Below are 12,258 nucleotides of genomic sequence, written 5' to 3' on the forward strand. Positions count from 1 at the left end.
TACAAGTAATCGCGCCGAGCGGCGCGGAGAGGACATCATGACGACCGTCAGCATCATCGGAAACGGCAACATGGGCACCGCCATCGGCGGCATCGTGGCAGCGGGTGGAAACACCGTCGAGTTCGTCGGCCGCGACGCCTCCGAGCAGGTCACGGGCGACCTCGTGATCCTCGCCGTCCCGTACCCCTCGGTAGCCGAGATCGTCGAGGCGCGCCGCGAGCAGCTCGCCGGCAAGGTCGTCGTCGACATCACCAACCCGCTGGACTTCGAGACCTTCGACTCGCTCGTCGTGCCCGCCGACGCGTCGTCGGCCGCCGAGCTCGCCGCGAAGCTGCCCGAGTCGCGCGTGCTCAAGGCCTTCAACACCAACTTCGCCGCCACCCTCGCCTCGAAGAACGTCGGCGGCGCGCAGCCCACGACCGTGCTCGTGGCGGGTGACGACGAGCTCGCCAAGCAGGCGCTCATCGACGTCGTGCGCGCCGGCGGCGTCGACGCCGTCGACGCGGGCCGGCTCGCCCGCGCGCGCGAGCTCGAGTCGATCGGGTTCCTCCAGCTCACGCTCGCCGTGCAGGAGAAGGTCGGCTGGAACGCCGGCGTCGCCCTCGTGGCCTGATCCGACGACCTTCACGCGTGCGCACGACGCGCCCCGAGCCATCCGGCCCGGGGCGCGTCGGCGTCTCGGGGTGTCAACCCGTTGACGCCCCGGTGCACTCGGAGCAACGTGGAGTCATCGAAGGCAACGCGACTCGCAGAGGAGGCACGCACACATGGGCGACCCGCTGAACCCGTGGGAGGACGAGGACCGACTCCCACCCGCGGGGGACCTCAATGAGGACTCGCCGGGACTGACCGGCACGATCAACACGATGGGCGGCGGAAGCATGATCGACTCCGGAGGAACGATGGGCGGCGGCTCGATGAGCGACAGCGCGGGCGGCAGCCACGGGGACGCGATCCTCGATCCCGACACGGCCGACCGCGAAGCGGCCGACGCCGAGCAGACCGCTGCCGGCGGCGTGGGCGACACGGGCCCCGAGCCGGCTCCCGGCGGCCGTGCCGACACCGACCCCGGTCCCGACGCGAACGACCTCGAAGCCGACAACGCCGTCGAGCAGGAGACGATCGAGACCGTCGATCCGGCGAACCCGCCGGCCTGACGACGGGTCCGTGACCGACCTGGCGGGCGCGGGCCGTTCGGCCTGCGCCCGCGGCCCTCGCCGGGGTTAGCGTGACGACGTGGACTGGGGCTCCTGGTTCTCGTGGTTCGACGCACGCGATTCCGACCTCGCGCGCGAGGTGCTCCAGCGCGGCATCGCCGCGCTGTTCCTGGTCGCGTTCCTGTCGACGCTGAACCAGTTCCGCCCGCTGCTCGGCGAGCGCGGCCTGCTCCCCGTGCCCGACCTGCTCGACGCGGTCCGCGGCGCCGAGGATCGGCTCCGCGAACGTGAACGGCGCTCCGGCGAGAAGGTCGGCCTCTGGCGCCGCACGCGTCGGCGCGGGTACCTCGGCCCCACGATCTTCCGCCGCTGGGGCTACAGCGACGCGAAGCTGGTCGGCGTCTGCGTGGCGGGCCTCGTGCTCGCGGCATCCGTCGTCGTCGGGCTGCCGCAGCTCGGCCCGCCATGGGCGCCGATGCTCGTGTTCCTCGCCCTCTGGGGCCTGTACCTGTCGATCGCGAGCGTCGGACAGACGTTCTACGGCTTCGGCTGGGAGATGCTGCTCTGCGAGGCCGGGTTCCTGATGGCGTTCCTCGGCTCGCGCGACGTGCCGCCCCCGTTGCCCACGATTGTGCTCGTGTGGTGGCTCGTCTTCCGGCTCGAGTTCGGTGCCGGGATGATCAAGATCCGCGGGGGCCCCGAGTGGCGGGACCTCACCGCGCTGTACTACCACCACGAGACCCAGCCCATGCCCGGGCCGCTCAGCCGCCAGGCGCACCTGCTGCCGAAGTGGTTCCACCGGTTCGAGGTGCTGGGCAACCACTTCGCGCAGCTCGTCGTGCCGTTCCTGCTCTTCGCGCCGCAACCCGTGCGCACCATCGCCGCCGCGATCATCATCGCGACCCAGCTCTGGCTCGTCATCACGGGCAACTTCGCGTGGCTCAACTGGATCACGATCGTGCTCGCGTTCGGCGCCGTCGGCGACGCCGCGGTCCAGTGGCTGCTGCCGTGGGTGCCGCTGGAGGCGATCCAGACCCCCGCGGATGCCGCGAGCCCCCCGTGGTGGATCGCGATCGTGCTCCTCGTCACGGCGCTCATCCTCTGGCTCAGCCGCCATCCGCTCATGAACCTCTTCTCGAAGCGACAGCTCATGAACGCCTCGTTCGACCGGTTCATGCTCGTCAACGCCTACGGCGCGTTCGGAACCGTCACCCGGCAGCGCGTCGAGGTGGTCGTCGAGGGCACGGCCGACGACCCGCGCCTGCCCGACGCGGCGTGGCGCGAGTACCTGTTCAAGGGCAAGCCGGGCGACGCGAAGCGCATCCCGCGCCAGTACGCGCCGTACCACCTGCGCCTCGACTGGCTGATGTGGTTCCTCCCGCTCGGGCGCATCCACGAGGAGTGGTTCCTGCGGTTCCTCGAGCAGCTGCTCGAAGCGGATGCCGCGACGCTGCGGCTGCTCGCCCACGACCCGTTCCACGGCGAGCGTCCGGTCGCCGTCCGTGCGCGCACCGAGCTGTACACGTTCGCGACGCGGGAGGAGCATCGGCGGACGGGGAACGTCTGGATGCGCCATCCGCTCGGCACGCCCATCCCGCCGATCATGCTCGCGCCCACGTCGTCGCGAGACTAGTCCGCGGCGGTCGGGCCGGAGCCGACCCGGCGTGCACGCGCGTGCACGGGTGGTCGGGATTCCTCCGGGAGAATGGTCGGCATGGACTTCTCTCTCGAGTTCACGCCCGATCTGCTGGTCGTGTTCCTGACCCTGTTCGTGCTCGAGGTCGTGCTCGGCGTCGACAACGTCATCTTCATCTCGATCCTCGCGTCGAAGCTGCCCGTCGAGCAGCAGGCGAGGGCGCGCAACCTGGGCCTCACGCTCGCGATGCTCATGCGCGTGGGCCTGGTGTTCGCCGCGGCCTGGATCATCACGCTCAAGGAGGACCTGTTCGAGCTGTGGGGCATGGGCTTCTCGGGTCGCGACCTGATCCTCATCGCCGGCGGCATCTTCCTCGTCTACAAGGCCGTCACCGAGATCCACCACAAGCTCGAGGGCGAGGAGGAGCACGCGACGGGCGCCGGCACCGCCACGTTCGGCGCGGTGATCGCGCAGATCCTCGCGCTCGACCTCGTGTTCTCCCTCGACTCCGTCATCACCGCGGTCGGCATGACCGAGAACATGATCGTGATCATCGCGGTCGTCGTGCTCTCGTTCGGCCTCATGCTCGTCGCCGCGCGGTACATCTTCACGTTCGTCAACAAGCACCCCACCGTGAAGATGCTCGCGCTGTCGTTCCTCCTGCTCATCGGCGTGTTCCTCGTGGCCGACGGGTTCGGGATCAAGATCGACAAGGCCCTCATCTACGTGCCGATGGCGTTCGCGATCTTCGTCGAGGCGCTGAACCTGGCTGCCGCCGCGCGACGGAAGAAGCGCGCCGGCGCCCGGGCCGTCGAGCCCGTGCACCTGCACCAGCAGTACGTCGACGACACGGGCACCGTGAAGGAGGCGCAGCCGGTCGAGTGACGGTCGGCGTGGGGGGGGGGGGGGGGGGGGGGGGGGGGGGGGGGGGGGGGGGGGGGGGGCGGCCCCCCCCCCCCCCCCCCCTCGCCGTCTCAGCGCGCGCGCAGGTACTCGAGCTGCGCGCGAACGGATGCCTCGGCGGCGCCGCGCACCGACCGGTCGACGTCGGCGTACACGTCGTCGGTCACGGCCTCGGCGGTCGCGTCGGCGCCCAGGCGCGCGAGCGCGCCGCGGATCTGGTCGAGCCGGTCGGCACGGTGCGCGAGGTAGGCGTCGCAGATCGCGGCGAGGTCGGGGAGCACCGGCCCATGCCCCGGCAGGACGGCGACCGGGTGCCCGGCGCCGAGCGCCCGCAGCCGCTCGAGCGAGTCGAGGTACGGGCCGAGCGCGCCGTCGGGGTGGGCGATGATCGTGGTGCCGCGGCCGAGCACGGTGTCGCCGGTGAACACCGCGCCGGGCGCCCGACCGGAGCCGGCGCCGGCGCCATCCGCGCCGTCTGTATTCCCCGTTCCCGCGAGGGCGAAGCACGCCGAGTCCGACGTGTGGCCGGGCGTCGCGAGCACCTCGAGCGAGACGCCGCCGGCGGCGATGCGCTCGCCGTCGGCGAGCGGGTCGGCGCCGCGGCACCAGGCGGGATCCACGGCTCGGACCGGCGCGCCCGTGAGCTGCGCGAACGCGTCGACCGCCTCCGTGTGGTCGGGATGGCGATGCGTGATGAGCACGAGCTCGACGCCGCCCTCGGCGAGGCGCGCGAGGTGCGCGGCATCCGTCGGGCCCGGGTCGATCACGACCGACGCATGCGCGCCCCGGCCGCGGAGCACCCACGAGTTGGTTCCGTCGAGGGTCATCGGTCCGGGATTGGGCGCGCGGACCAGCATCACGCCATGAGGCGGCGGGGAAGCGTCGGCGGTCTCGGCCACCTCGGCAGTGTACCGAGCGGCATAGGCTGGCGGCATGGATCGCGACGCCGCACCCTCCTCCGTCGGATCGGCCGCGACCGTCGTCCTGCTGCGCGACGGGGCCGGCGGAGTCGAGGTGCTCCTGGGCGAACGACCGCACGACCGCGGGTCGTTCGCGGGCGCGTGGGTGTTCCCCGGCGGCGCGGTCGACGACGAGGATGCCGCGGGCGAACCGCGCGACTCGACCGCCGCCGCGCGCCGGGCCGCGGTGCGGGAGACCGTCGAGGAGGTGGGGCTCGAAGTCGACCCCGATGCCCTCGTGGAGTTCGCCGTGTGGAGCCCGCCCGAGGGCGTGCCGAAGCGGATGCGCACGCGGTTCTTCGCCGCCCGCGCGCCCGAGGGCGAGCCCGTGGCCGCGATCGACGAACTCGTGGCCGTCGAATGGCTCCGCCCGGCCGACGCGCTCGAGCGGCACGCCGGGGGAGCGATGACGCTGTTCCCGCCCACGTGGGTCACGCTGCACGGCCTGGTCGACGCGGCATCCGTCGACGAGGCGCTCGATGCGCTGCGGTCCGGCGAGGTGCGGGCGTACGTCGGCCGGTTCAGCGAGGATCGCGGCATGCTCCTGTGGCAGGAGGACGAGGACTTCGCGCCGGCGCCCCGGCTCGGGTCCGAGGGCGGCGGACCCGATGCCGGCCCGCGTCACCGGCTCCTGATGGACCGCCGCCCGTGGGTCTACGTCCGCACGTTCTCGGCTTCCGGGCCGGATCGTTCAGCGAACCGCGGTTCGCTGAACGATCCCTAGATGGTCTAGTAACAAGGTCGTGTAGTATCACTGGGATGACTGGCGAGCGATCTTCGGGGTACTGGTATTCCGCCGATCGCACGCGTCGGGGCGTGGCGGTCCTCAATGCTCTGCGCGACTACCGCGCCGCCGAGGCGGCGATGCGGCGGCGCACCCGATCCGCGATGCGCATGGGGGAGACCGACCTGCTGGCCATCCGCTTCCTGCTCAAGCGCGAGGGCGAGGGGGGTTCGGTGAGCCCGAAGGACCTCGCGGCACACCTGGGCATCTCGTCGGCGTCGACGACCGTGCTCATCGATCGCCTCGTCCGCAGCGGTCATGTCGAGCGGCGACCGCATCCGACGGACCGCCGGGCCCTCGTGATCGCCCCCACCATCGCGAGCGACGACGAGGTCCGAGCGACCCTCGGCGAGATGCACCGCCGGATGATCGACGTCGCCGAAGAGCTCGAACCCGACGAGGCCGTGACGGTGCTCGCGTTCCTCGAGCGGATGCGGGACGCCGTGGACAGCGTGAGCGAGGCGAAGCCCGACATGCGGGTCCAGGCCGGCGAGCCGGCCCGCTCGTTGACCTGAGCCCGACTTCCGCCGCCATCAGGCATTGCTGTCCGGGCTGCAAGTATGTGCGCCCCCTGTCAACCCCTGCGGTGGGGCCTTGTCTGCGGGTATCCGGATTCGGAAGACTTGCTCGCATTGACGGATACCACGGACTACTAGTTAGATAAACTAGCGAAATGACGCACCCCAGCCCCTGATCGGGTGCGCGGAATCGGTCTCCCCCGACCGAAGAGAAGAGGCCGCCATGCGCGAGTCGTCGTCCCCCGAGGGCCAGCCCGCGCCCCTCGGGCTGCCGGGCGTCGTCGGCGTCGGAGTCAGCACCGACCCCACGCTCCGACCCGACCCGGCGCGACGTACCGGACCCGGAGCGATCGCCGATCCCGCCGCGTCCGCCGACCCGAGCGTCCGAACCGACCCGAGCGTCCGCACCGATCCAAGCCTGCGCGGCGACCCGCGCGCCATGCCGGTGGTCCCCGCCCCCGGCGAGGCCGGTCAGGCCGCGGCGTCCGATCCCCTCTCGCCGGGCGAGGCGCTCCATGAGCCGCCGCCCCGCTACGAGTTCCTCGAGCACATCGGCTCCGGCGGCATGGCCGACGTGTATCGCGCCCGCGACAACGAGCTCGGGCGCCACGTCGCCGTCAAGCTGTTCCGCGACGCCGACGAGTCGGTCTCCGATCGCCAACGGCGCGAGCGCGAGATCAACCTGCTGAGCGGGCTGAGCCACGTCGGGCTGGTGCCCGTCTACGATGCCGGGCGCCTCATGCACGCCGGAGTCGAGCGGCGCTACCTCGTCATGGAGCTCGTCGAGGGGCTCTCGCTCGCGCACCGCATCCAGGAGGGACGGCTCAAGCCGCGCCAGGTCGCCGACATCGGGGCCCAGGTGGCCGATGTGCTGAGCTACGTCCACGGCCGAGGCGTGATCCACCGCGACATCAAGCCCGAGAACATCCTCATCGACGAGACGCCCACCTTCGGCTACACCCTCATGACCCGCCTCGCCGACTTCGGCGTCGCGCAGTTCGTCGACGGCACCCGCCTGACGGGGCATGGCACGATCATGGGCACGGCCGCGTACATCTCGCCCGAGCAGGCCCGCGGCGAGGATGTCACGGCGGCGACCGACATCTACTCGCTCGGGCTCGTGCTGCTCGAGTCCCTCAAGGGCGAGCGCGAGTACGCCGGCACGCCCATCGAGGCCGCCCTCGCCCGCCTGCACCGCTCGCCCGAGATCCCCGAGTCGCTTTCGCCGGAGTGGCGGGCCCTGCTCGGTGCCATGACCGCCGACGACCCTGCGGTGCGCCCGAATGCGCACGACGTCGCGAGCACGATGCGCGACATCATCCGCACGATGATCGTCGAGACGCACGCGCGCAAGGGCCGTGTGCCCACGTGGGCGCGCACCGACGACCCCGCGGCGTCCCGGAAGCGGATCCTCTTCGGCCTCGGCGGCATGGTCGTCGGCGCTCTGGGCGTCGGCGTCGCCGTGCTGATCGGCCTCGGCGTCGGCGGGATCCTGCCCTGAGCCGCCGGGCCCGCTCCGCCCGTCGGCGGTGTGAGATGCCCGGGTTGGCGGGCGGCGCGGCGCGCCGACCGTCGGGCACACCGCCGCACGCGTAGCGTCGCGATCATGTGGAGACGTGTCGCCGGAGCGGTCCGGCAGCCCGAACCGCCCGTGCGCGCCGAGGTCACCGCCGAGGCGAACTCGAGGGCCCCCGAGGTCCGCGTGCGGGCGTTCCGGATGGGGTTCGTCGGGGCGGTCGGCGTGCTCCTCGCGGTGTTCCTCGGGGGCATCGTGGGCCAGCTCAGCACCGTCATCCTCTACATCGCGCTCGCGCTGTTCCTCGCGCTCGGCCTCGACCCGGTCGTGAGCTGGCTGCAGCGGCGCGGGATGGCGCGCTGGGTCGCCATCCTCATCGTCTTCCTCTTCGTGATCGGCCTGTTCATCGCCCTGCTCGCGACGATCGTGCCGCTCGTGGTCGAGCAGGTGACCACCATCGTCGAGGACTGGGACCAGATCGTCGAGAATGCCGCGAACAGCGACCTCGTCGCGTGGATCAGCTCGATCGCCGGCGGCACCACCTGGATCGAGGACGGCATCGCCTCGATCGGCGACTGGCTCGGCGACCCGCAGAACATCGGCGCGCTGACGGGCGGCATCCTCGCCGTGGGCGCCGGCATCGCGGGCGGGCTGACCGGGGCGACGATCGTGCTCATCCTGACGCTGTACTTCCTCGCCTCGCTCGACTCGATGAAGCGCTACGCGGCGCGGTTCGTGCCGGCGTCCTCGCGCAACGGCTTCATCGACGTGTCGGAGGAGATCACGGGCTCGGTGGGCCGCTACGTGATCGGCCAGGTCAGCCTCGCGTCGATCAACGGCGTGCTGAGCCTGATCTACCTGTCGATCATCGGGGCGCCCGCCCCCATCCTGCTCGCCTTCATCGCCTTCCTCGGCTCGCTCGTGCCGCTCATCGGTACGCTGACGGGCGCCGTGATCATCACGCTCTTCAGCTTCGCGGCATCGCCGGCGACCGGTGCGGCGGCCGCGATCTACTACCTGATCTACATGCAGGTCGAGGCCTACGTGCTCAGTCCGCGCATCATGAGCCGGGCCGTCTCGGTGCCGGGCGCGCTCGTCGTGATCGCGGCCGTCGCCGGCGGCACGCTCGGCGGCGTGCTGGGCGCACTGGTCGCCATCCCCATCGCCGCGTCGCTCATCATCATCGTGGAGAAGGTGATCTTCCCCCGGCAGGATGCCGCGTGAGCGCGGCGCGTCAGAACCAGATGCTGAGGTGCGGCGTGCGGGGCGACGCGAACATGCGGTCGGCGAGCTCGAGCGCCCCGGCGGAGGCCTCGGTGATGCGGCCGGCGCGCGCGAGCACCGACGGACGCACGCCGCCGAGGTAGATCGACGCGAGGTCGCGCACGTGCAGCCGCATGGATCGCGGGGCGGCGGCCCGCGACGCCGAGCGGGATCCGGCCGGCTCGCCCTCGGAGGCGCGGGCGCGGGACCGCTCGCGCTTGGGCGCGGGGTCGGCGGGCTCGCCGTCGGGTCGGGGCGAGTGCACCACCGCGCGACCGTCTGCAGAGGCGAGCAGCGTGAAGCGACCGGCGGCATAGCCGAGCGGGTCGACGATGTCGAGCACCAGCTCGCCCGCGGCGCCGTAGCGGCGCGCACCGAGCGCGGCCGCGGCGTCGACCACGCGCACCCAGAGGTGGTCGGTGACATCCTTCACGGTCACGGCCCGGGGGTCCTCGAGCAGCCACTCCAGCGGCTCGTCGATCGATCGCAGGAGCCCGCGCACGCCGGTCACGAAGTCCTGCTCGACGAGCACGCGCCAGAGCGCCCGCTCGGCGTCGTCGGTCGCAGCGGCGAGCACGTCGAACTCGGCCCAGCCGGGCTGGTTGGGCTCGCGCGTGACGCGGAAGGTCGCGAAGCCCTGCGGCTGCCCGTGCTCGTCGTCGTATCGGAGGGCCCGGAGCGAGCGCGACGCGTCGGAGTCGGCGTCGACGAGGCCGAGCATGCGGTCGAGCGCCCCCGACCACCGGTCGATCTCGCCGGGCGTGCGTGCCACCGCGCGCCGTGAGATGGCCGCCGCCTGCTCGCGCAGGACGCTCACGTCGACGAAGTGGACTCGCCCCGGTGCGTCGGGTCCGATCCAGTGCGCCCGCCGGCGCTCGATCTCGATCGTGGCGGCCTTCGCCGCGGGTGCGTAGCCGAACCTGCCGTAGATCGTGGCCTCGGTGGCGGTGAGCATCGCCACGGCGGCGCCCGCTCGCTTGGCGGTGGCCAGCTCGGCCTCCATGAGCGCACGGGCGATGCCCCGACGGCGGTGGGTGGGCGAGACCGTGACGGAGCTGACCGCCCAGCCGTCGACGCTGCGCCCGCCCGGGACGCTGAGCCCGGCCGGCCAGCTCGAGACGGTGCCGACGGGCACCGCAGGATCGGGGATCGTGTCGTCGTAGACCCCGTGCACGCGACGCTCGGACATCACGCGCCGGTCGTAGTCGCGGCCCACGTCGCGCGGCCGAGCGTGGTGGAAGCCGCGATGGTCGGCCTCGATCCACGCGTCGAGCGAATCGAGGTCGCCGGGGTCGAGGAGGCGGTAGTCGAGGCTCTTGGCGGCCAGCGCGGCCTTCGCATCGGGGTCGATCGGGAGGGAGCGCGGTTCGAACGACATCGATCCAGCCTACCGACGCCCGCGCCGCCGGATCGCATGCTCAGGTGCGCAGGATGGAGCCTCCCGCGCGGACTCGAGAGACCGCGTCGACGGTCGCCGCGAGGATGAGGACGCCGCCGGTGACCATGAGGTTGACGCCGGCAGGGAGGTTGAGCAGGCCCAGGCCGTTGGTGATCACGGCGATCACGAGGGCGCCGATGGCGGCGTGCAGGAGCCGGCCGCGACCTCCGAAGAGGCTCACACCGCCGACGACCGCCGCAGCGACGCCGGAGAGTACGATCTCGCGGCCGGCGGCGGCGTCGACGGAGCCGACCTTGCTGATCGAGAACAGGCCGGAGACGACGGCGAGGGTCGAGCAGCAGATGAACGCGGTCCATCGGATCAGCATGACCTTCACGCCGGATCGGCGGGCGGCCTCGGCGTTGCCGCCGATGGCGTAGAGGTAGCGGCCGTACTTCGTGCGGTCGAGCACGAACGTGCCGATCCAGAGGATGAGCAGCACGATCGGCACCACGATCGGGACGCCCTCGACGACGCCCACGGATTGGCCGCGGTTGCGGGACAGGATGGCGATCGCCGCGCCGCCGAGGACGGCGATGACGCCGAGCTTGATCCACACGAGCGCGACGGTGCGGTTGGCGACGCCGGCGCGCGTGCGGCGGGCGCGGTCCCAGAACGAGGTCGCGGCGGACACGGCGATGATCACGCCGAGCATGGCCCACCCGGCCCAGACCGGCATGTTGGCGTTCTGGATCGCGCGGATCTCGGGGATCTGCACCCGGTACAGGCCGCCGGCGCCGATGATCATCAGCGTCACGCCCTGGTAGCCGAGGAACAGGCCGAGCGTGACCACGAACGATGGGATGCCGACCCTGGCGACGAAGAACCCGATGAACGTTCCCGTGAGGATGCCGACTGCGAACGCGATTGCGAGCGCGACCGGCCAGGCGAAACCGTGCACGTTCACGAGCACGATGAACAGGGCCATCGTCATGCCGGAGGTGACGCCGGCCGACAGGTCGATCTCGCCGAGGAGCAGGACGAACACCAGCGCCATGCCGAGCATGACGAGCGTCGCCGCCTGGGTGAGGAGGTTCGCGAAGTTCCGCTCGGTCAGGAAGAACGGGCTCAGGAAGCTGAACAGGATCATGAGGACCACGAACCCCGCCACCGCGGGCAGGGCGCCCATGTCGCCGTGGCGCAGCCGCTGGAGGTACGCGCGCGCCTGGTCGGCGACCGAGCCCTCCTGACCGGAGCCGATCAGGTCGGCCGGGATCTCGGTCACCGACGGTTCGATCGCCGGTGACGCCTTCTGGGTGCTCATGCGCTCGCCCCCTGCTGCGTCTTGGTGCCGGTGATGTAGCCGACGACGTCGTCACGCGTGGTCGTGTCGGCCTCGAGCGAGGCGACCATCTGCCCGAGGTAGAGCACGTCGATGTGGTCGGCGACCGCGAACACGTCGGCGAGGTTGTGGCTGATGATGATGACCGCGACGCCCTGCTCGGCCAGGCGCTGCACGAGGTGCAGCACCTGCTCGGTCTGGGCGACACCCAGGGCGGCGGTCGGTTCGTCGAGGATCACCACGCGGGCCTTCTTCAGCACGGCGCGGGCGATCGCGACCGTCTGCCGCTGCCCTCCGGAGAGGCTGGACACCCGCTGCCGCACCGATTTGACGGTGCGCACCGACAGCGACCGCAGGGTGTCGGACGCCTCCTTCTCCATGCGGCCCTCGTCGAACGTGCCGAACTCCGTCTCCTCGCGGCCGAGGAACATGTTCTGCACGATGTCGAGGTTGTCGCACAGCGCGAGGTCCTGGTACACCACCTCGATGCCGAGTCGGGCCGCGTCGCGGGGCGTGTGCAGGGTCACCGGCTGGCCGTCGAACCGCACCTCGCCGGCGTCGTAGGGCTGCACCCCCGCGAGGCCCTTGATCAGGGTCGACTTCCCGGCGCCGTTGTCGCCGACCAGCGCGGTCACCTTGCCCGGGTACGCCTTCATGTCGACCCCCTTGAGCACGCTCACGGGGCCGAAGCTCTTCACCACCCCGGTCAGTTCGATGATGGGCGCGTTCATGTGCATCCTCTCGACGACGTCGTCGGTTCCCAGCGTGGCACTCGTCGCCCGCGAATGGGAGTGGTCGAGCG

General features: G+C 71.7%; 12 protein-coding genes. 8 read left to right on the plus strand and 4 right to left on the minus strand.

Going from position 1 to position 12,258, the window contains the following annotated elements:
- Window positions 1-37: 37 nt before the first annotated feature.
- The 4 genes from ACZ4TW_RS08955 to ACZ4TW_RS08970 all read left to right on the plus strand — a co-directional run bounded on the left by ACZ4TW_RS08955 (window position 38) and on the right by ACZ4TW_RS08970 (window position 3,678).
- Window positions 38-613: an NADPH-dependent F420 reductase gene (locus ACZ4TW_RS08955; RefSeq protein ID WP_465542172.1), complete on the plus strand. Its 576-nt coding sequence runs from the start codon at window positions 38-40 to the stop codon at window positions 611-613.
- 154 nt (window positions 614-767) lie between these two features.
- Window positions 768-1,157, plus strand: coding sequence for a hypothetical protein (locus ACZ4TW_RS08960; protein WP_465542174.1), 390 nt, complete (start codon window positions 768-770; stop codon window positions 1,155-1,157).
- 79 nt (window positions 1,158-1,236) lie between these two features.
- On the plus strand, window positions 1,237-2,790 hold the full coding sequence (locus ACZ4TW_RS08965) for a lipase maturation factor family protein (RefSeq protein WP_465542176.1): 1,554 nt from the start codon (window positions 1,237-1,239) through the stop codon (window positions 2,788-2,790).
- 81 nt (window positions 2,791-2,871) lie between these two features.
- Window positions 2,872-3,678, plus strand: a complete 807-nt coding sequence (locus tag ACZ4TW_RS08970) for a TerC family protein (protein ID WP_465542178.1) — start codon at window positions 2,872-2,874, stop codon at window positions 3,676-3,678.
- 89 nt (window positions 3,679-3,767) lie between these two features.
- On the opposite strand, the gene ACZ4TW_RS08975 is transcribed toward ACZ4TW_RS08970, so the two are convergent.
- Window positions 3,768-4,553 carry an MBL fold metallo-hydrolase gene (locus ACZ4TW_RS08975; RefSeq protein WP_465542323.1) on the minus strand — a complete coding sequence of 262 codons (786 nt, stop codon included), beginning with the start codon at window positions 4,551-4,553 and terminating at the stop codon, window positions 3,768-3,770.
- A gap of 76 nt (window positions 4,554-4,629) precedes the next feature.
- Between ACZ4TW_RS08975 and ACZ4TW_RS08980 the strand changes: the two genes are divergently transcribed.
- The 4 genes from ACZ4TW_RS08980 to ACZ4TW_RS08995 all read left to right on the plus strand — a co-directional run bounded on the left by ACZ4TW_RS08980 (window position 4,630) and on the right by ACZ4TW_RS08995 (window position 8,697).
- A complete protein-coding gene (locus ACZ4TW_RS08980; RefSeq protein ID WP_465542180.1) occupies window positions 4,630-5,379 on the plus strand; it encodes an NUDIX hydrolase in 750 nt (249 codons plus the stop codon).
- A gap of 35 nt (window positions 5,380-5,414) precedes the next feature.
- Window positions 5,415-5,954: a MarR family winged helix-turn-helix transcriptional regulator gene (locus tag ACZ4TW_RS08985; protein WP_465542182.1), complete on the plus strand. Its 540-nt coding sequence runs from the start codon at window positions 5,415-5,417 to the stop codon at window positions 5,952-5,954.
- A gap of 226 nt (window positions 5,955-6,180) precedes the next feature.
- Window positions 6,181-7,458: a serine/threonine-protein kinase gene (locus ACZ4TW_RS08990; protein WP_465542183.1), complete on the plus strand. Its 1,278-nt coding sequence runs from the start codon at window positions 6,181-6,183 to the stop codon at window positions 7,456-7,458.
- 105 nt (window positions 7,459-7,563) lie between these two features.
- Window positions 7,564-8,697 (plus strand): AI-2E family transporter, encoded by a 1,134-nt coding sequence (locus ACZ4TW_RS08995; protein ID WP_465542185.1) that lies wholly within the window; start codon window positions 7,564-7,566, stop codon window positions 8,695-8,697.
- Between the two features lie 10 nt (window positions 8,698-8,707).
- Here the strand turns inward: ACZ4TW_RS08995 and ACZ4TW_RS09000 are convergent, their stop codons facing one another.
- Genes ACZ4TW_RS09000 through ACZ4TW_RS09010 form a run of 3 tightly spaced genes read right to left on the minus strand, consistent with a single transcriptional unit; the run spans window position 8,708 to window position 12,187 of the window.
- Window positions 8,708-10,114: a GNAT family N-acetyltransferase gene (locus ACZ4TW_RS09000; protein WP_465542186.1), complete on the minus strand. Its 1,407-nt coding sequence runs from the start codon at window positions 10,112-10,114 to the stop codon at window positions 8,708-8,710.
- A 40-nt stretch (window positions 10,115-10,154) separates the two neighbouring features.
- Complete coding sequence (locus ACZ4TW_RS09005) at window positions 10,155-11,438, minus strand: sugar ABC transporter permease (RefSeq protein WP_465542188.1); 1,284 nt, start codon at window positions 11,436-11,438, stop codon at window positions 10,155-10,157.
- Complete coding sequence (locus ACZ4TW_RS09010; RefSeq protein WP_465542189.1) at window positions 11,435-12,187, minus strand: ATP-binding cassette domain-containing protein; 753 nt, start codon at window positions 12,185-12,187, stop codon at window positions 11,435-11,437. The genes ACZ4TW_RS09005 and ACZ4TW_RS09010 overlap by 4 nt, the downstream gene beginning before the upstream one ends.
- Window positions 12,188-12,258 lie beyond the last annotated feature (71 nt).

It is taken from the genome of Agromyces sp. NPDC029043 (assembly GCF_055564615.1).